General features: G+C 61.9%; 13 protein-coding genes. 10 read left to right on the plus strand and 3 right to left on the minus strand.

Annotated features, from left to right (window positions below):
* The first annotated feature begins 227 nt into the window (after positions 1 to 227).
* Entirely contained in the window at positions 228 to 641 is a 414-nt protein-coding gene (locus tag GZ093_RS07330; RefSeq protein ID WP_296484182.1) for a helix-hairpin-helix domain-containing protein, read from the plus strand.
* Positions 642 to 885: 244 nt separating this feature from the next.
* A complete protein-coding gene (locus GZ093_RS07335; protein ID WP_296484184.1) occupies positions 886 to 2877 on the plus strand; it encodes a cytochrome C in 1992 nt (663 codons plus the stop codon).
* A 107-nt stretch (positions 2878 to 2984) separates the two neighbouring features.
* Here GZ093_RS07335 and hemG read toward each other — a convergent pair whose 3' ends face one another.
* Positions 2985 to 3515, minus strand: a complete 531-nt coding sequence (hemG, locus tag GZ093_RS07340; RefSeq protein WP_296484187.1) for a menaquinone-dependent protoporphyrinogen IX dehydrogenase — start codon at positions 3513 to 3515, stop codon at positions 2985 to 2987.
* Positions 3516 to 3715: 200 nt separating this feature from the next.
* Between hemG and GZ093_RS07345 the strand changes: the two genes are divergently transcribed.
* From GZ093_RS07345 to GZ093_RS07355, 3 genes are all read left to right on the plus strand, one after another.
* Positions 3716 to 5338 carry a ShlB/FhaC/HecB family hemolysin secretion/activation protein gene (locus GZ093_RS07345; RefSeq protein ID WP_296484189.1) on the plus strand — a complete coding sequence of 541 codons (1623 nt, stop codon included), beginning with the start codon at positions 3716 to 3718 and terminating at the stop codon, positions 5336 to 5338.
* A 60-nt stretch (positions 5339 to 5398) separates the two neighbouring features.
* Positions 5399 to 8584: a filamentous hemagglutinin N-terminal domain-containing protein gene (locus tag GZ093_RS07350; protein ID WP_296484192.1), complete on the plus strand. Its 3186-nt coding sequence runs from the start codon at positions 5399 to 5401 to the stop codon at positions 8582 to 8584.
* Positions 8585 to 8772: 188 nt separating this feature from the next.
* Positions 8773 to 9636 carry a L,D-transpeptidase family protein gene (locus tag GZ093_RS07355; protein ID WP_296484197.1) on the plus strand — a complete coding sequence of 288 codons (864 nt, stop codon included), beginning with the start codon at positions 8773 to 8775 and terminating at the stop codon, positions 9634 to 9636.
* A gap of 3 nt (positions 9637 to 9639) precedes the next feature.
* On the opposite strand, the gene GZ093_RS07360 is transcribed toward GZ093_RS07355, so the two are convergent.
* Positions 9640 to 10560, minus strand: coding sequence for a LysR substrate-binding domain-containing protein (locus GZ093_RS07360; protein ID WP_296484200.1), 921 nt, complete (start codon positions 10558 to 10560; stop codon positions 9640 to 9642).
* Between the two features lie 249 nt (positions 10561 to 10809).
* On the opposite strand from GZ093_RS07360, the gene GZ093_RS07365 reads away from it, so the two are divergent.
* The 3 genes from GZ093_RS07365 to GZ093_RS07375 all read left to right on the plus strand — a co-directional run bounded on the left by GZ093_RS07365 (position 10810) and on the right by GZ093_RS07375 (position 14822).
* Positions 10810 to 12006, plus strand: a complete 1197-nt coding sequence (locus GZ093_RS07365; protein WP_296484203.1) for an acyl-CoA dehydrogenase — start codon at positions 10810 to 10812, stop codon at positions 12004 to 12006.
* 546 nt (positions 12007 to 12552) lie between these two features.
* A complete protein-coding gene (locus GZ093_RS07370; protein WP_296484205.1) occupies positions 12553 to 13824 on the plus strand; it encodes a CaiB/BaiF CoA-transferase family protein in 1272 nt (423 codons plus the stop codon).
* Positions 13825 to 13847: 23 nt separating this feature from the next.
* Positions 13848 to 14822, plus strand: a complete 975-nt coding sequence (locus tag GZ093_RS07375; protein ID WP_296484206.1) for a hypothetical protein — start codon at positions 13848 to 13850, stop codon at positions 14820 to 14822.
* Between the two features lie 22 nt (positions 14823 to 14844).
* Here the strand turns inward: GZ093_RS07375 and GZ093_RS07380 are convergent, their stop codons facing one another.
* The gene (locus GZ093_RS07380; RefSeq protein ID WP_296484208.1) at positions 14845 to 16191 is read right to left on the minus strand and encodes an HD-GYP domain-containing protein; all 1347 of its coding nucleotides are present in this window, start codon (positions 16189 to 16191) and stop codon (positions 14845 to 14847) included.
* 53 nt (positions 16192 to 16244) lie between these two features.
* Between GZ093_RS07380 and GZ093_RS07385 the strand changes: the two genes are divergently transcribed.
* A complete protein-coding gene (locus GZ093_RS07385) occupies positions 16245 to 17159 on the plus strand; it encodes a hypothetical protein (RefSeq protein ID WP_296484211.1) in 915 nt (304 codons plus the stop codon).
* 78 nt (positions 17160 to 17237) lie between these two features.
* The gene (locus GZ093_RS07390; protein WP_296484214.1) at positions 17238 to 19286 is read left to right on the plus strand and encodes a transglycosylase domain-containing protein; all 2049 of its coding nucleotides are present in this window, start codon (positions 17238 to 17240) and stop codon (positions 19284 to 19286) included.
* Positions 19287 to 19406: the final 120 nt, after the last annotated feature.

The raw sequence follows: 19406 nt of genomic DNA on the forward strand, positions 1-19406 counted from the left end.
CTGGTTTTACAGTCCTCTTTACTCTGAAGACCCCGCCGTGTCACCACGGCGGGGTCTTCTTTTTGGTGCGCCCACCCTGGGTGCCGAGCCGGCCCTGCACGTTCTTCGGTGACTGGGTTTAGACTCAGGCCCATGGGCAATCTGCCGATCCGACAGCGAATCCGACCTACTATTTAAAATCTCCCCGTTGATAGCCATATTGGCCCAAGCATTTCACAAGGAATCTCATGAAGCCCCTTATTTCCATTGTCTTCACCACGGTCGTCGCGCTGGTGGCCGCTAGTGCTTCTCTGGCTGCCCAAAGCCAGGCTCCTGCCCCAGCGCAAGTCGCAAGCCCTGCTGCGTGGCCAACGGGTGCTCCCAACAAGAGCCAGGTCAAGACCAAGCCACAAGCTGCCGCCAAGATCAAACTGATCGACATCAATAGCGCCAAGAAGGAAGAGCTCAAGACCCTGCCAGGCATCACGGATGCTGAAGCCGCCAAGATCGTTGCCAACCGACCCTATGGCAGCAAGGCCTGGCTGGCGAGCGACAACATCCTCACCCAGGAAAAATACTTGACGATCAGCAAACTGGTCATCGCCAAACAGCCCTACAAGGATGCCGCCAAGAATGCCGCGTTGTATAGGAACAAGAAGTAGCGGCGATTGCATGACCGGGTCACCGGCGAAGAATTCATAGAACCCGGAGTTGGTAGCAGCTCCGGGTTTTCTTTTGTCAGCGACAGATGCCCCCAACGCAGCCGCTGCGAACCGGCACTGCAGCACATGCAGCAGTGCGCGAGTCGCCACCCCCACTTGATCTATGTCACAGTGTTTACAGTACTTAACAGAGTGGACACAATTGAAGTTAAACTTCCCCGTCTAACAATGTGGAGACTTTCCCATGCGATTTGTGCGTTCGGCCCTAGGGGCCACTTTTCTTTGTCTTGCAAGTGTGCTGTTGGCCTTACCCGCCAGCGCCGCCTCGCCTCTTGACAATGCCACTTGCTTGAGCTGCCATGATGGCAAGAAAGGCAATCTCGAAGTACCGGCCGCTGACGGCTCAAAGCGGGCGCTGCACAGCGTTGCACCCGACAAGTTTGGCCAGAGCGTGCACGCCCAGATGCAATGCGTGGCCTGCCACACCGACATCAAGGACAACGCCGAAACCGCCAATGCCCACGCCAAGGACCCAGCGCAAGCGCTGAAGAAAGTGGACTGCGCCGGTTGCCACCAAGACTTGTGGGACCAGGCGCAAAAAGACAGCAGCGCCAAGAGCAAGCCCCGTCTTGAGTTGGTAGCCAAGAACATTGCAGCGTACAAGAACTCCTTCCACGCGCGCCCCAGTGCCGACGACAACACCAAGCCCAATGCCTCGTGCGACAACTGCCACGACACGCACAGCTTCAACGTCCCAGCCAAGGATTCGCCGCAGTACAACGACTGGCGCCTGACTATTTCGAACACCTGCGGCACCAGCTGCCATGATGACCAGCTAGAAACTTATGCCGGCTCGGTGCACGGCCAGGAAGTGCTGGACAAGAAGAACCCCAAGGCCGCGGTTTGCTCTGATTGCCATACCGCGCATGCGGTCGTCAATTCTTCGAGCGACCCCTTCAAGCTTGCCGTGACCGACCAATGCGGTTCGTGCCATGAAGAAAACCTCAAGACCTACAAAGGCACCTTTCACGGTCAGATCAGCACGCTGGGCTACGCCTACACTGCCAAGTGCTACAACTGCCACGGCAGCCACGAGATATTGAGGGCTGACGACCCCAAATCCAAGGTTCATGTCAACAACCGTTTGGAGACCTGCCGCGAATGCCACAGCGGTAAAAAAGAATTGGCTCTGGCGCCGGCCGGTTTTGTCAGTTTTGAGCCGCATGGTCATGTCAATGATTTCAACCGTTACCCGCAAATCTGGGTGGCCTGGCAGATCATGGTGCAGCTGCTGGTGGGCACCTTTGGCTTCTTCTGGGTGCACACGCTGCTGTGGTTCTACCGCGAATTCAAGGAACGCAAAGCCACCAGCGCGCATCGGCGCATCAAGGCCGAAGCGGTGCCGACGCACCTGAAAGGCAAACACGTCAAGCGCTTCAGCTTGACCTGGCGCATTGCCCACATCACCTTTGCCCTGAGCTTGATGGTGCTGACCATCACCGGTATGCCGCTGTTCTATGCTGACGTGTCCTGGGCGCCTGTCATCATGACGGCGCTGGGCGGTCCGCAAACCGCTGGCCTGATCCACCGTGTAGCGGCGGTCATTTTTGCCGGCGTGTTCTTCTGGCACCTGATCTACATCACGGTGCGCATTGCCAAAGACTGGAAGAACTTCAAGTTCTTCGGCCCGAACTCGCTGGTGCCCAACCTGCAAGACGGCAAAGACATGCTCGCCATGTTCAAGTGGTTCTTTGGGCAAGGCCCGCGTCCGGTATTTGACCGCTGGACCTATTGGGAGAAGTTTGACTACTGGGCTCCGTTCTGGGGTGTCACCATCATCGGTGTCAGCGGCTTGATGATGTGGTTCCCCCATTTCTTCGGCGCGTTCCTGCCGGGCTGGGTGTTCAACGTGGCGGCCATCTTCCACGCTGAAGAAGCGTTTCTGGCGGTGGTGTTCCTGTTCACCGTGCACTTCTTCAACAACCACTTCCGTCCTGACAAGTTCCCGCTTGAAGTGGTGATGTTCACCGGCACCTTCTCGCTTGAAGAGTTCAAGCACGACCATGGCGTTGAGTACCAGCGCCTGGTTGACACCGGTGAACTGGAGAAATACCTGGTGGACGCACCGTCACCCGCCAAGATGGCATTCTCCCGTGCGCTGGGCTTTGTGCTGATCTGTATTGGCCTGACCCTGCTGACACTGGTTGCGATCGGCTTCTTTAGTAGCAGCCACTAAAAAGGCAGCGCCCCTGGGTTGCCAGTGGCGCTTCTGTAGAAGACCTAAATTAGAACGCCGGGCATCGTCACGATGCCCGGCGTTTCCATTTCCGCATGCGCAACAACTCAGGGCATGTCGCAGACCCGCTGGGCAAAGGACTCCACCTGTTGCCAGTCGGTGAACTCGATCACCGCCTTGGGGTCGGTCGGGCCGTTCGTCATGAACATGATCAGGCGAATCATGAAGCGGTCGACCAAGCGGTAGCGCGGGTAGTCGAGCTTGCCGGCAAAGACACCCAGCAATTTGGGCTGCCAGCTGACCGTGCGCAGGAACTTGATCAGGTAGGGGTTGGTGTCAGGCCGGTTCTTTTCCGGCTTGCGCGCCACGATGTTGACGGTGAAAAAGGCATTGGCCTTGCTCTGCAGCAGCGCCTGATGGCGCTCAATGAATTGCTTGACCGTCGGCTGGTGCTTGCCGTAGCGGATGCTGGCGCCAATGACGATCTTGTCAAAACTGGCCAAATCCAGCGCATCGGCCTGGGCCAGCGGCTCGACCGTCACGGTGTTGCCCTGCTGCGCCATGACTTGCTGCAAGCGCTCGCAAATGCGGCGCGTATGGCCATCGGTGGTCGAGTACGCGACAAGAATCTTGCTCATTCCTTTTCCTTGGTCTGAAACCCTCGGCAATGCCGGTGGATTGGTTGCTTCAGCCAGGGACGGCCCGCCAATTGGCCCCGCCCCAAGCGATCATCGGAATTATCCGCGCTATGTGCGCCAGCACACCGACCCGGTCAAGGCGCTGCAACAGAATGTTCTAGTTACCCGTCCTGCCTTGTCAGATCCCTCCGAAAGTCACCATGTTAAAAAACAAATTCATCCCCTGTGCGTTGCTGGCCTTGAGCCCCGCTGTCTTTGCTGCGCCGCCGGACGCTGGCAGCCAGATGCAGCAAATTCCGCCTGCGCCAATCCAACGGCCCGCAGAGCCGGGTATTGACTTCAAGCCCATCAGCCCAGCGGCCATGGCCGCACCAGACAACGCAAGAATCACCGTCAACCAGTTGCGCGTCACCGGCGCCAAGGTCTATTCTGAGGCAGACTTGCTCGCCATCACCGGCTTCAAGGCAGGCAGCGAACTCTCGCTGACTGATTTGCGCGGCATGGCCGCACGCATCGCCGACCACTACCACCGCAACGGCTATTTTGTGGCCCAGGCCTACCTGCCGGCGCAAGACATCAAAAACGGCATCGTCACCATCGCCGTGATCGATGGGCAATACGGCAAGGTCGCGCTGAACAACCAGACCAATGTGTCCAACGCGCTGGCCAACAACCTGCTCAGCGGCCTTAACAGCGGCGATGTGGTGGCCTCAGGCCCGTTAGAGAATCGCCTGCTGCTGCTGTCTGACCTGCCCGGCGTCAAGGTCAACTCGACCCTGGTTCCCGGCGCTACGGTCGGCAGCTCCGACCTACTTGTCAACATGACACAGGGCCCCCGTATCAGCGGCAGCATTGATGCCGACAACGCTGGCAACTATTACACCGGCGAGTACCGTATTGGTGCCACCGTCAACTACAACGAACCGCTGGGCCTGGGTGATGTGGCCTCGCTGCGGGTGTTGACCTCCGGCAAAGGGTTGAACTATGCCCGCGGCTCCTACCAGCTGCAATTGGGCAAAGCCACGGTTGGCGTCGCCTACAGCGCGCTGGAATACGAACTTAGTCGTGGGGCTTACGAGGGCTTAGGCTACAACGGCACAGCCAAGGTTGCCAGCCTTTACGGCAGCTACCCCCTGATCCGCTCACGCAACAACAACCTGTACGCCGGGCTCAGCTACGACGACAAAACGTTTGAAGACAATATTAACTCGACGACCCTGCGTGACAAGAAGGCCCAGGTCTTGACGGCCAGCCTGTCCGGCAACCGGCGTGACAGCTTGGGTGGTGGCGGTGTCACCGGCTATTCGCTCGCCTTGAGCGCTGGCAACATCGACAACAGCAACCCTGGCGAGATCAATGGCAACTTCAACAAGCTCGGTTTCAGTCTGTCGCGGCTGCAGCGCGTAACCGATACCGTCTCCTTGTCCGCAGTGGCAAACGGCCAACTCGCTTCCACGGCCCTGGACTCGTCCGAACAAATGGAGCTCGGCGGCATGTATGGCGTGCGCGCCTATCCGGAAGGTGAAGGTTATGGCGACGAAGGCGTGGTGCTGAATCTGGAAGCGCGCATGCAGTTGCCCAAATTCTCTGACAGCATGCCGGGCCAGTTGCAGCTGATCGGCTTCGTCGATGCAGGCACCGTGCGCGCGCACAACGCGGACGATCGCCGCACCCTGAGCGGCGCCGGCGTCGGCCTCAACTGGTCGGACACCAACAACTTCATGGTGCGGGCCTATTACGCCGGCAAGATTGGTGATGAAGATGCCACCTCGGCGCCCGACAAGTCGGGTCGCTTCTGGATTCAGGCTGTCAAGTATTTCTAAGGCCGTTGTCCTGCAATTGAGCCTTGAACACAGATTTTTTAAGATTTTTGGAGTGAACTCATGAACTGTACTTATCGATCCATCTGGAACGACAGCACCGGCACTTTTGTGGCGGTATCAGAAGACGCCAAGAGCGCGGGCAAAAAAACCTCGTCGTGCAGCAATGCGACGGGTTCGGCGGCCGCCTTTGCCTTGCAGGCACTGGCCCTCTCTGTCGCCCTGGCCTTTGGCGGCAACGCCTTTGCCGGGCCTGCGGGTGGCGTGGTGGCAGCGGGTGCTGCCAACATCAGCACAGCAGTTGGCAAGACCACCATCAACCAGTCAACGCAGAACGCTGCCATCAACTGGCAAAGCTTCAACATCGCGGCGGGCGAAGCGGTGCAGTTTGTGCAGCCCAACAGCAATTCGGTCACGCTGAACCGGGTGCTGGGCGCTGACCCGTCCAGCATTCTGGGCAGCATGACGGCCAACGGCAAGGTATTCCTCGTTAACCCGAATGGCGTGCTGTTCGGCAAGGGCTCATCGGTGAATGTGGGCGGGCTCGTAGCCTCCACCCTGAACATCGCCGACAGTGACTTCATGGCGGGCAACTACCAATTCAACGGCGCGGGCAATGGCGCGGTGCTGAATCAAGGCACGATCAACGCCGATGGCGGCTATGTCGCGTTATTGGGCGCCAACGTTGGTAACGACGGCGTCATTGCCGCCCAACTCGGCACCGTGGCACTCGCGGCTGGCAATGCCATCACGCTGGACGTGGCCGGTGACGGCCTGCTCAATGTGAGCGTGAACCAAGGCGCGGTCAACGCGCTCGCGCAAAACGGCGGCCTGATCCAGGCCGACGGCGGCCAGGTCCTGCTGACCTCGCGCTCGGCCAGCGCCCTGCTGCCAAGCGCCGTGAACAACACCGGAGTGGTCCAGGCACAGACGCTGGTCACCGGTGAAGACGGCAGCATCATGCTGATGGGCGACATGCAAAGCGGCACCGTGAATGTGGGCGGCACGCTCGATGCGTCGGCACCCCATGGCGGCAACGGCGGTTTCATTGAAACCTCGGCGGCGCATGTGAAGGTGGCAGACGATGTCAAAATTACCACGTTGGCTAGCGCCGGAAAAACCGGGACTTGGCTGATCGACCCACAGGACTTCACCATTGGTACAAATTCCGGCGACGATATCGCCGGCACCACTCTTGAAGGGCAACTGGTCACTAACAGCGTCGTCATCAGCACGGTAGAAACCGGAGTCAACACGCCCCCGACAAATTATTATGGGGCAACCAATGGTGTCGGCGATATCAATGTCAATGATGCGCTCAGCTGGACGGTGTCCAGCGGTGTTCCGACCACGCTGACCTTGAATGCTGCGCGCAACGTGAACTTCAATGCGAACATCACGGCGACCGGCGGCAACCTGGTAGCGAACGCGGGCAACGATGTAATCGTGAAGGCGGGCCTGTCCACAGGCATTAGGGCAACCTTCGCAGCGGGAGACAGTGGAAATATTACCTGGACCGCGGGCAATGACGTCATCAGCAATTCGGCCGTTACGGCGACCGGTGGCGACTTCACCATCTGCTGCGGACGCGATATCAAAATCAATGGGGCCGTGACGACGACTGATGGCGACGCCATACTGAAGGCAGGACGCGATATTGTTATTGCCGCGGCCATGACGACGACCAATGGCAACGTGCTGCTGCGTGCCGGAAGCAAACCTTCCGCCGAAGTGCCGGGGCTTATCGGTGGCACCGTGGTCTTTGGGCCGGGTGTCCGTTATACCGTCAACGGGACTGCCCCTGTTCCTGAGGCTGTCACGGTCGACTCCACCCCAGCTTCCTACGCCACGCCAAATGATTTTTCCGGTAACTTCATCCTGACCGGCGGCGCCACGCTGACGCAGCACATGCTGGTCTTCGCACAGGGCAATGACAAAGTCTATGACGGCGACAGGGACGCGACTCTTTCTTTCAGGGGCGACCCCACGCTGGGTGGCACTGTGACCTTGGTTCCAGGCACGGGCCTTTTCGACACCAAGGACGTCGGCACTGACAAACCAATTACCTATACCGGTTACAGCCTGGGCGGGGCAGACGCGGCTAAATTTGCGCTTTGGGGTACTTGCACGGATGTTTATGGTTCTGGGGTAACCAGCGCAGCGATCACACCGGCACCGCTGACCTTGAAGGCCAACGACGCGACCAAGGTCTACGGCACGACATTCACACCGTTGAGCACTGCCTTTACGGTGCCGGTACGCCCGGTGGGTAGTGAAACCGTCACTGCCGTCACCGAGACCAGCACCGGCTCGGCGCCCACCGCCAGCGTGGCGGGCAGCACCTATCCGATCGCGATCACGCCAGATAGCGCCACCGGCGCCAATGGCTTTATCGCCACCAACTACACCATCACGTATCTCAATGGCGCCCTGACCGTGACCCCGGCACCGCTGGTCTTGACGGCCAATGACGCCACCAAGGTCTACGGCACAACGTTCACGCCGGCCGGCACGGCCTTCACCCAGGTTGGCCTGCTCAACAGCGACACGGTCACCAGTGTGGTCGAGACCAGCACCGGTTCGGCACCGACCGCCAGCGTGGCCGGCAGCACCTATCCGATCGTCATCACGCCCGGCAGCGCCACCGGCAGCTTCACGCCAACCAACTACACCATAACGTATGTTGATGGCAAGCTGACTGTGACGCCGGCGCCTCTGACGATTACAGCCAACGATGTCACCAAGAACTACGGAGAGGCGCCGGTCTTGTCGGGCTTTAGCACGACGCCCTTGGCGAACGATGAAACGGTTGGCAGTGTGACTGAGACCAGCCCGGGCCAGCCGGCGACTGCGCCAGCCGGCACCACCTACCCGATCACCGTGGGCAGTGCCACCGGCGGTACCTTCACGCCCTCCAACTACGACATCGGTTATGTTGACGGCGTGTTGACGGTGCGCCCCTTGCCAGTGATCGTGCCACCGGTAGAAACAACACCCATAGAGACCTTGCCTGACGTTCCCTACGAAGGACCAGTCGTGAAGCCAGGTGTCACCGCACCGACCTGGATGCCGGTGGTCGTACCCCCGGGCACGCCGCCGGAACTGCTGACCTTGGCACCACCGGTCGTGCCGCCGGTCGTCGTCGCCCCGGTGCTGGTGGTGGAGCAGCCGCCCGTCATCGTGGCGCCTGAAACCCCGCCGGAAATCTACGTGGCGCCCAAGCGCGCACGCAAGCAAGACCGCAATTAAGTCGGGCTAATGCCAAGGGGTTGCGCCGCGCTGCTGACTGAAGTCGGCGCGCCGCAGCCCCTTGCCACGTCCCCGATTCTTTTGCGGAAGACCTCGCCGACGCCGCGCGGGTTCTCGCCCCAGAAATTGAAGGGCAGTGATACCATGACACGCATGGTCGCCTGGACAGGCTTTGTCAAGACAAACCCATGAAAACACGCAACAACATCATTGAACTGAAGGTGATGGCAGCAGCACCAGTCACCCGGCGTGCCCGACCCTTGCGTTGGAGTCGCCCGGCGCTGGCTCGGCTGATGTGGCTGGGTGTGCTTGGCGCCAGTTGGGGTGTGACGCCTGCCTTGGCCCTGGGCGAAGCGGCGCCGCATGGCACACCGACCGTTGTTGCCACGGCAGCGCCACGGGCCCTGAGTCAGCCTGTCAAGCAAGCCAACTTCGGGCAAGAACGCCCGTCCCAGGATGCGCGCCATGTGGCCGACTGGGTGATTGACGCCCGCGACAACCGCGGCTTGCCCTTTGTGATTGTCGACAAGCTCGATGCCAGGGTTTATGTGTTTTATGCCGACGGGCGCCTGCGTGCCAGCGCGCCGGTGCTGCTGGGCTCGGCGGTCGGCGACGACTCGGTGCCCGGCATCGGCGAACGCCCGCTGAGCAGCATTCGCCCCGAGGAGCGCACCACGCCGGCCGGGCGCTTTGTGGCCGACCTGGATAAAAATCTGCGCGGCAAGCAAATGCTGTGGGTCGACTACGACTCAGCCATTTCTTTGCATCCGGTGGTCACCAGCAAGGCCGACGAGCGCCGCGGCGAGCGTCTGGCGTCGTCTTCGACGCTGGACAACCGCATCTCTTATGGCTGCATCAACGTGCCGGCTGATTTCTTCAAGACCGTGGTGAGTGCGGCTTTTACCAAGACCAGCGGCATTGTTTACGTGCTGCCCGAAACTCGTTCGCCACAAGCAGTCTTCGGGTCCTATGATGTGCAGGAGCGTGCAACGCTGCGCAGAGCCAGCCAAGGCTTGCCCGTGCGAGTCGCAGCACAAGTCGACGCCCAATAAGCGTCAACCCACAACATCAGTCGCAACGGCGCTTGCCGCCTGCTGCAGCCAGAGCACAAAGCGGCTGAGCACCGGCCGCTCCTCTGGCGTCTGCGGCGTCACCAGGTAGTAGGCGCGCTCACTGGGCAGAACCTGCTCACACGCCACCACCAGTTCACCGCGCGCCAGCTCGGGCTCGATCAGCAAACGCGGCACCAGCGCCACGCCCAAGCCGTGCGCGGCCGCCGCCGCGGTCATGGAAAACAGCTCAAAGCGCGGGCCCGCCAGGGCCAGCGGCGCGCTCACGCCCATGGCCTCAAACCAGCGCCGCCAGGCCTCGGTGCGGGTGCTTTGCTGCAACAGGGGCAAGGCGGCAATGGCGGAGGGTGTCAAGCTGCTTTGTCCGGCCAGGAAATGCGGGCTGCACACCGGCACCACCTGTTCAACCATCAACTTGCGCGCTTGCGTGCCGGCCCACTGGCTCACCTGCTCGGGCGTGCCGGCATACAGCGCCGCGTCAAACACGGTGTCGGCAAACATGAACGGGCGGGTGCTGGTTTCAATGTGGATGGTCAGATCGGGCTGCAACTGCTTCAGCTCGGGCAGGCGCGGGATCAGCCAGCGCGTGGCAAAGGTCGGCACTGCCGCCAGATGCAGGGTGCCGCCCGGGCCCTGGGCCGACATCGCGTCGAGCGTGTCCTGCTCCAGCGCCTGCAAGCGCGGCGCCACCTGGGCAAAGTAGTCGGCGCCGCGCTCGGTCAGCAGCACGCCGTGGCGGGTGCGGCGAAACAGCGCGATGCCTAAGAAGTCTTCCAGCGCCGTGATCTGGCGCGACACCGCGCCTTGCGTGAGCGCCAGCTCCTGCGCGGCGCGCGTGTAGCTTTGCTGGCGGGCGGCGGCTTCAAAGCAGGCCAGGGCCTGGAGCGAGGGGATTTTTCTGCGCATGATGTGCTTAATGTACACAATTACAGGGTTGATCTATCAGAACATTCAATTATTTTGATAGCTGTATGTTGTTTAAATACGTGGGATGTAGTGCAATTAGATCACTATATTGAACAAATATTGGTACAAACTCAATGATCCACATATTACAAATAGTCATTGCTTGGTGATTATTCATCGTTTGCCTTCAAGCCGCACGGGCGCTACCATGCGTCATCTGCCCTTTCATTCTCACCAGGAGACGCTTCAATGGCCCACGCCGCATTCAACTGGCAAGACCCCTTCTTGCTCGACAGCCAACTCAGTGACGACGAGCGCATGGTGCGCGAGGCCGCTAGCGCCTACTGCCAAGACAAACTGCAGCCGCGCGTGCTGGAAGCCTTTCGCGGCGAGAAGACCGACGCCGCGATCTTCCGTGAAATGGGCGAACTCGGCCTACTGGGCCCCACGATCCCCGAAGCCTACGGCGGCCCGGGCCTGAACTACGTGGCCTACGGCCTGATCGCGCGCGAAGTCGAGCGCGTGGACTCCGGCTACCGCTCCATGATGAGCGTGCAAAGCTCGCTGGTGATGGTGCCGATCTTTGAATTCGGCACCGAGGCGCAGAAGCAGAAATACCTGCCCAAGCTGGCTACCGGCGAATGGATAGGCTGCTTCGGCCTGACCGAGCCCGACCACGGCTCCGACCCCGGCTCCATGGCGAGCCGCGCGCACAAGGTCGCCGGCGGCTACAAATTGAGCGGCAGCAAGATGTGGATCTCCAACAGCCCGATTGCCGACGTCTTTGTGGTGTGGGCCAAGGAGGTGAGTGAATCAGGCCAAGTCGGGCCGATTCGCGGCTTTGTGCTGGACAAAGGCGCCAAGGGCCTGAGCGCCCCCACCATTCACGGCAAGGTCGGCCTGCGCGCCAGCATCACCGGCGAAATCGTGATGGACGGCGTCTTCTGCCCGGAAGAAAACGCCTTCCCTGAAGTGCAGGGTCTCAAAGGCCCGTTCACCTGCCTGAACTCGGCGCGCTACGGCATCGCCTGGGGCGCCCTGGGCGCAGCCGAAGACTGCTGGTTCCGCGCCCGCCAGTACACCCTGGACCGCAAGCAGTTCGGCCGCCCGCTGGCTGCCAACCAGTTGATCCAGAAGAAGCTGGCCGACATGCAAACCGAAATCGCGCTCGGTCTGCAAGGCTGCTTGCGCTTGGGGCGCATGAAGGACGAAGGAACCGCCTCGGTCGAATTGACCTCGCTGCTGAAACGCAATTCCTGCGGCAAGTCGCTCGACATTGCCCGGCTGGCGCGCGACATGATGGGCGGCAATGGCATCAGCGACGAGTTTGGCGTGGCGCGGCATCTGGTGAATCTGGAAGTGGTCAACACCTATGAAGGCACGCACGACATCCACGCGCTGATTCTGGGACGCGCACAGACGGGGATTGCGGCGTTTGCGAACTGAGCCATTTCCGGCATGGCGGGCCGACGGCGAGCCATAGTGAAATTCAGTTGGCATAGTGTTGGTTTGGTTCGTTGATTGGCTCTTGGGAAGATTGACTTTGTTGCTTTTGTATTCCCCCCCTCTCCCCCAACCCCTCTCCACCCCCGCCGGGGCGGAAAGGGGAGCTAACAGCCACATTTGGCCAACGCTTTGATGGTGGGAAATCTGTTTCTGGATGGCACGCTGCCTCGAAGTAGCCGCAATGGCGAGGCCGTTTCCCCGCGCAGCCGCTGCGTGCTTTGCCGTCGAAGTCTGAGCGCGACGTGCTCATTGACGAGAGCGACTGGTTCCTGAGATACCGCCACTTTGAGGCCAGCGCGCCCGTGATTACCAGTTTTCCCGCCTTTCAAGATGCGGCCAAATGAGGCCCCCCTCTTTCGCCCGGCGGGGCGAGAGAGGGGTTGGGGGAGTGAGTGGGGGAAAAATGGCAAAAAACAAATCATCACCAGTCAACCGCAGCGCAGGCAAACAAGTAAAAAACGAATAGAGAAGAGATTGAAAGCAACTATGAACCAAGCAGACCCCCAAGCCACCGCGCCAGCGGGCGCCCTCAGCCACCTCAAGGTGCTGGATCTCTCCCGCGTCCTGGCCGGCCCCTGGTGCACCCAGATGCTGGCCGACCTGGGCGCCGACGTGATCAAGGTTGAACGCCCCGGTGCCGGCGACGACACGCGCCACTGGGGCCCGCCGTTCCTCAAGGACGCAGACGGCCACGACACGACCCAGGCCACCTACTTCACCGCCTGCAACCGCAACAAGCGCGCCATCACGCTCGACATGGCCAAACCGGAAGGCCAGGCTCTGATCCGCCAGCTGGCGCTGGAAAGCGACATCCTGGTCGAGAACTTCAAGGTTGGCGGCCTGAAAAACTATGGGCTGGATTACGAGAGCCTGAAGGAGGTCAACCCGCGCCTGATCTACTGCTCGGTCACCGGCTTCGGCCAGGACGGCCCCTATGCCGAGCGCGCCGGTTACGACCTGATGATCCAGGCCATGAGCGGCCTGATGAGCATCACCGGCGAGGCGGACGCGGTGCCCGGTGGCGGCCCGATGCGCGTTGGCGTGGCGGTGATCGACATCTTCACCGGCGTCTATGCCACCAGCGCCATTCTGGCGGCGCTTGAAGCGCGCCACCGCACGGGCGCAGGCCAGCACATCGACATGGCGCTGCTCGATGTCGGCATGGCCGTGCTGGGCAACCAGGCGGCCGGCTACCTCAACACCGGCGCCGTGCCGCAGCGCCAGGGCAACACCCATCCAAGTCTGGCGCCATACCAGACCTTTCCCACCCTGGATGGCGCCATGCTGCTGGCGGTGGGCAACGACGGCCAGTTTGCCCGCTTCTGTCAGGCCGCCGAGCACCCCGAGTGGGCAAGCGACCCCCGTTTTGCCAGCAACACCTTGCGCGTGAAACACCGCGATGCCTTGATACCGGCGCTGCAGGCAGTCACGCGCGGGCGCAGCACCGCCGACTGGATTGCCCTGCTCGAAGACAAGGCCGTGCCCTGCGGCCCGATCAACGACATCGGCCAGGCTTTTGCCGATGCCCAGGTGCAGGCCCGTGGCTTAGTGGTCAATCAGGCCGTAACCCCCGTCGATAATGATCAAGCAGCTATCAAATCAATTGTGACCGTGGCGAGCCCGCTGCGCCTGGTGGCCACGCCGCCGGTGCTCCGCCGGGCGCCCCCCAGCTTGGGGCAGCACACCGAGGAGGTGCTGGGGGAGTTGGGGCTCGATGCGGCGGCGATTGCCACACTGCGCCAAGCCGGGGTGGTGTAATCCGGTCTTTGACCGGGGGTTTGATGACACTGCGCCAATTTTTTCAAGGCTTCGGTCCCCTGGTCCTGCTGCTCGGTTTGAGCAGCCTGGCCAGCGCCCAGCCGCTCTCCTTCGGCTTGATCGGCGACATGCCCTACAGCCACTGGGAGCGCCAGCAATTGCCCGAATTGCTGGCCGACATGGACCGCGAAGACTTGGCCTTTATCGTCCATGACGGCGACATCAAGAGTGGCGGCAGCGCCTGCAGTGACGCCGTCCTGCACGACATTCTGGGCGTCTTTCAGGCGTCCAAAACCCCGCTAGTCTATGTGCCGGGTGACAACGAATGGACCGACTGTCACCGCAAGAGCAACGGCGGCTACGACCCGCTGGAGCGCCTGCAAAAACTGCGCGAACTGTTTTTTGCCGGGGATAAGGCGCTGGGCCAGCGTGCGCTAAAGCTGGAGCGTCAGAGTCGTGACCCGGCCTTTGCCAGCCACCGCGAAAACGTGCGCTGGGAGGCAGGGGGCGCCCTGTTTGTCGGCCTGAACCTGCCCGGCAGCGAGAACAATTTCCATGGCACGACCCGCAGGGGCGGCCCGGCGGCGGAGTTCATCGCGCGCAGTGCGGCCAACCGGGTCTGGTTGGCACAGGCCTTTGAGCGCGCCCGCACCAAGCAGCTGACCGGCATTCTGATCGTGATCCAGGCCAACCCGGGGTTTGAAGCCGCCAACCAGGGGCGACCGCAGCCGGGCTATGCCGACTTCCTGACGCAGTTGCGCGAGGAGACTCAGGCTTTTGCCGGGCAAGTGGTGCTGGTGCATGGCGACTCGCACTGGCAGCGCATCGACCGGCCGCTGCGCGACCCGGCCAGCCAGCAAGTCATCGGCAACTTCACGCGGGTGGAAACCTATGGCTACCCATTTTTTGGCTGGGTCAAGGCCAGCGTGGATGTCAACGATCCACAGGTATTTCGCTTTTCGCCCCGGCCCTGGCGCGCCGCGACGCAAGCACCCTGAGCGCAATTAAACGCGCAGCCCTTTACCTGGGGAAAAACTCCGGGTGCGCCTGGATGATCTTCTTCAGGTGCGCAAAGCAGTCGGCATCGATCGCCGTGCCCACGGTGTCGGCCATGATGGCCAGCGTTTTGTCAACCGGCACGGCGCCGCGGTAGGGCCGCTCGGCGGTGATGGCGTCAAAAATATCGGCGGTGGTGATGATGCGGGTCTCCAGCACAATGTCGGCGGCCTTCAGGCCCCGCGGATAACCGCCGCCGTCGAGCCGCTCGTGGTGCGCGGCGGACACGCGCGCCAGTTCATCGAATATGCGGATGCGGCCCAGGATCGATTCGGTGTAGACCGCATGGCGCTTCACGGCGGCCCATTCGGTCGCGTCGAGCTTGCCGGGTTTGTCCAGGATGGCGTTGCTCACGCCCAGTTTGCCGACATCATGCAGGAGCGCGCCGCGCTTGAGCCAGCGCCGGCGCGCCTCCGGCAGGTCCAGCGACTCCGCCAGCAGTGCGGTGTACAGGCCCACCCGCGCACTGTGTCCGGCCGTGAACGGGCTTTTGGCGTCCACCACCTGGCCAAAGGCTTCGGCAATGTCGTCCAGATAATCTTCATCCAGCACGGCTTCATGGCCACCGGGCTCCAGCGCAAACACCTGCGCCTCGACCTCGGGCGAGTTCAGGTTGGCCCAGAAGGGGGCGCTGGCCGCCACGGCGAAGAACGCGTCCACCACGGCCGGGTCAAACCACTTGCCACTGCGCTGGCGCAGTTCCGCAGCCACGGCGGCTTGTCCGCCTGAACTGTTGACCACATCCACCACCTGCGCCAGCAGGGCAATGCGCGCGTACAAAGGAATGGCATCACCGACCAGGCCTTCGGGCCGGCCTTGCCCGTTCCAGTGCTCATCGAGCGAATGAATGCCCCGCGCCACGCGTTCAGAAAAGCGCAACTGGCGCGCGATGTCGGCGCCGCGCGTGCAGCGCGTCAGGATCAGTTCCTGGGCGATGGCATCACCATTGGACAAAATGCCGCCCAGCGCCTTGAGCCGGTCCATCAAACCCGCGGCCGGGCCGGTGTGGCGCAGCACAAAACGCAACACCTGCGGCAGGCTGCCGTCGACCCACTTGAAATCGCGCTTGAAGGCCAAGTCGTCGCTCAGGTACAACTCGCAAATGCGCGAGGCATTGCTGCTGCAACCCAAGTCTTTGAGCAACAGGGTGTAATAAAGCTCCCACAGCTGCTCGGCAGGCAAGGCCAACTGCTGGCCGATGTGCATGCCGATCCAGCAGCAGCGCACACAGTGGCCCTCGGGCTGGCCCTCGGTGATGTCCAGCGCATGGCTGAGCGCACCCATGAGTTCCGATAGTTTCAATGCGTGCATAAAGGGCTATTCGTGTTTGTCGGACAATTATCATTTGCAAAGATCAGCTGCCAATGCACAAAGTAGTTCAGAAAATCCGCTTAGTTTGGATGATGCTGGCAGGGCTCATCGGCCTGCTGTGCTTGGGCGCCGCCCACGCTGATGTCGCCACACCCGACACCGATTCGGCCGCCTCGCTGCGGGCCAGGTACCTCGCCTTGACGCCGCAACTGAGCAGCAATCAATTCAAGCGGCCCTTGTACCTGCATTCGGTCGAGTCGCCCAAGCACTTGCGGGGCGAGATCTATGCGCTGGTGGACTACCCGTTTGCCGCGGTCAACCAGGCCTTCAATGACCCGACCCATTGGTGCGACATGCTGATTCTGCACATCAACACCAAGTACTGCCAGGCCTCGACCAGGCCCACCGGCACCCTGCTGGCCGTGAGCATCGGCAAAAAAGACTACCAGCCGCTCGGGCAAGCTTACCGGGTCAACTTTGCCTACCGCGTGGCCACCAGCACGCCCGACTATTTTGACGTCGGGCTCAGCGCCAAAACCGGGCCGCTGGGCACCAGCGACTACCGCATCCGCCTGGACGCGGTTTCTGTGCCGGGCAACAAGACCTTCCTGCACATCACCTATTCCTATGCCTACAACTTGGCCGGCCGACTCGCCATGCAAGCCTATCTGGCCACCATCGGGCGGAACAAGGTGGGTTTCAGTGCCACCGGCTCGCCGGTCAGCGGCGGGCCCGGCCTGATTGGCGGCGTGCGCGGCGTGGTGGAACGCAACACCATGCGCTATTACCTGGCGATTGACGCCTATCTGGCTGCCTTGGCCACCGCGCCGGCGCGGCAGGTCGAGCAGCGCCTGCAGAACTGGTTCACATCCACCGAGCTTTATGCGCGGCAATTGCATGAAGTCGACCGCGCCACCTACCTCGACATGAAGCGGCGTGAGTACCAGCGTCAGCAGCCGGCCCGCTAGTCCTGGCGGGCGCCACGCCGCACGAAACGCCAAGCTGCCTAGAATGGCCCCCGCCATGATCAAACGCCACCACCACCCATGAACCCTGCTCTGCAACGCGCCGTCACCGTCGCCACGGCGCAATACCACTGGCTGTTGGCCGCTGCCCGGCGCCACCCCTGGCGGGCGGCTGCGCTGCTGCCGGCGCTGCTGCTGCTTTACGTGCTGGTGCTGATTCCGTTCACGCCCGGCATTGGCGACTTGCGCAAGGCCAAAGCGGAAGCGCCGTCGGTGCTGCTGGCCAGCGACGGCACCTTGCTGGCCGAGTACAAACGCATCAACCGCGAGTGGGTGAGCCTGGACGTGATCGCCCCGAGCGTGATGGACGCCTTGATTTCCACCGAAGACCGCCGCTTTTACGATCATCACGGCATTGATTTCCGCCGACTGGCCGGCGCCGTGCTCAGCACCTTGGGCGGCGATTTGCAGGGCGGCTCAACCATCACGCAGCAGCTGGCGCGCAACCTCTACCCGGAAGAAATCGGCCGCGCCAACAGCATCACACGCAAGATCAAGGAAGCGATCACCGCGCTGAAGATCGAGGCGGTGTATTCCAAGCGGGAGATCCTGGAAACCTACCTCAACACCGTGCCGTTTCTCTACAATGCCTTTGGCATCGAGATGGCCGCGCGCACCTATTTTGACAAGCCGGCCGGCAAGCTTGACGTGCTCGAGAGTGCCACGCTGATCGGCATGCTCAAGGGCACGAGCTACTACAACCCGGTGCAGAACCCCGAGCGCGCGCTCAATCGACGCAACTTGGTGCTGGCGCAAATGGTCAAAAATGACAAGCTTGAGCCGGACCGACTCGCGCCGCTCTCCAAACGCCCGCTCAAGCTCAATTTTGAGCGACAAGTGGTGTCGCTGGGGCTGGCGCCGCACGTGGCCCAGCACTTGCGCCAATGGCTGGTTGACTGGGCCGACCAGCGCGCCTATGACATTCAGGCCGACGGCCTGCGCGTATTCACCAGCCTGGATGCCAACCTTCAGAAAACGGCCACCCAGGCGGTGGCGCGGCAACTGGGGCAATTGCAGAAGCTGGCGGACGGGCGGCGCAAGGCCGGGCAGGAGCGTGCCGTGCTGCAAGCCGGCTTTCTGGCGCTGGACCCGCGCAGCGGCGCCGTGCGCGCGTGGGTCGGCAGCCGGGACTATGCCCAGGAGCAGTTTGACCATGTGAGCCAGGCGCGGCGCCAGCCGGGCTCGACCTTCAAGCCCTTTGTCTATGGCGCGGCATTCATGCAGGGCTTTGACCCCTCGGATACCTTCATGGATGAGCCCGTGGAGATCGCCTTGCCCGGCAGCGGCGTCTGGACCCCCAGTGACAACTCGCCGCCGAGCTACCAGCCCACCAGCCTGCGTAACGGGCTGGTCTATTCCAAGAACACCATCACGGCCCAGTTGGTGCAGGAAGTGGGGCCAGCCAAGGTCGGGCAATTGGCGCAGGCCCTGGGGGTGCGCCAAAGCAAGCTCAACCTGGTGCCCTCGCTGGCACTGGGGACCAGCCCGGTCACACTGCTGGAGATGGTCGCGGCCTACGGCAGCATCGCCAATGGCGGCACCTACCGCCAGCCGTTCCTGCTGCAGCGCGTGGAAGACCGCAACGGCAATCTGCTTGAGCAGTTTCAGCCCGTCACCGAGCGCGCGCCGGCGATGCCGCGCGCGCACGCGCTGACCCTGGTGAACGTGATGCGCGGCGTGATCGACGAAGGCACGGGTTCGGCCATCCGCACCCGTTACGGTATTGGGGCCGACCTGGCCGGCAAGACCGGCACCACCCAGGACAACACCGACGGCTGGTTCATCATGATGAATCCGCAGCTGGTAGCGGGCGCCCGCGTCGGCTTCAACGACAACAGCGTCACGATGGGCTCGTGGGGGCAGGGCGCGCGCAGCGCGCTGCCGATGGTGGGCGAGGTGTTCCAGCAGGCCTTTCGCAAGCGCTGGCTTGACGCAAAGGCGGAATTCGACATCCCGCGTCCGCGGCCACCGCCACCGCCCGAACCGCAGCCCGAGCAGCGCGACAACCCGCTGCCAGGCGTCGTCAACAATGTGCTGGAGCGATTCCTGCGGCAACTGCTCGGGAATTGATTTAGTGCTATATAAAGCATAGCTGTATATGCTTATTGCACGAATACGAAGGGACTTCCCGCTTCCCGGTAACGGCATCAAGTGCCAAGATTGGGTTTGGAAGTCAATCTGCAACCTTTA

The sequence above is a fragment of the Rhodoferax sp. genome, assembly GCF_010365055.1.
GTDB lineage: Bacteria > Pseudomonadota > Gammaproteobacteria > Burkholderiales > Burkholderiaceae_C > Rhodoferax.

Coding starts and splice junctions, on each gene's coding strand:
- GZ093_RS07380 (WP_296484208.1), bottom strand. CDS start 16,191: ATGCACGCATTGAAACTATCGGAACTCATGGGTGCGCTCAGCCATGCG.
- hemG (WP_296484187.1), bottom strand. CDS start 3,515: ATGAGCAAGATTCTTGTCGCGTACTCGACCACCGATGGCCATACGCGC.
- GZ093_RS07350 (WP_296484192.1), top strand. CDS start 5,399: ATGAACTGTACTTATCGATCCATCTGGAACGACAGCACCGGCACTTTT.
- GZ093_RS07335 (WP_296484184.1), top strand. CDS start 886: ATGCGATTTGTGCGTTCGGCCCTAGGGGCCACTTTTCTTTGTCTTGCA.
- GZ093_RS07330 (WP_296484182.1), top strand. CDS start 228: ATGAAGCCCCTTATTTCCATTGTCTTCACCACGGTCGTCGCGCTGGTG.
- GZ093_RS07370 (WP_296484205.1), top strand. CDS start 12,553: ATGAACCAAGCAGACCCCCAAGCCACCGCGCCAGCGGGCGCCCTCAGC.
- GZ093_RS07390 (WP_296484214.1), top strand. CDS start 17,238: ATGAACCCTGCTCTGCAACGCGCCGTCACCGTCGCCACGGCGCAATAC.
- GZ093_RS07375 (WP_296484206.1), top strand. CDS start 13,848: ATGACACTGCGCCAATTTTTTCAAGGCTTCGGTCCCCTGGTCCTGCTG.
- GZ093_RS07385 (WP_296484211.1), top strand. CDS start 16,245: ATGCACAAAGTAGTTCAGAAAATCCGCTTAGTTTGGATGATGCTGGCA.
- GZ093_RS07355 (WP_296484197.1), top strand. CDS start 8,773: ATGAAAACACGCAACAACATCATTGAACTGAAGGTGATGGCAGCAGCA.
- GZ093_RS07365 (WP_296484203.1), top strand. CDS start 10,810: ATGGCCCACGCCGCATTCAACTGGCAAGACCCCTTCTTGCTCGACAGC.
- GZ093_RS07345 (WP_296484189.1), top strand. CDS start 3,716: ATGTTAAAAAACAAATTCATCCCCTGTGCGTTGCTGGCCTTGAGCCCC.
- GZ093_RS07360 (WP_296484200.1), bottom strand. CDS start 10,560: ATGCGCAGAAAAATCCCCTCGCTCCAGGCCCTGGCCTGCTTTGAAGCC.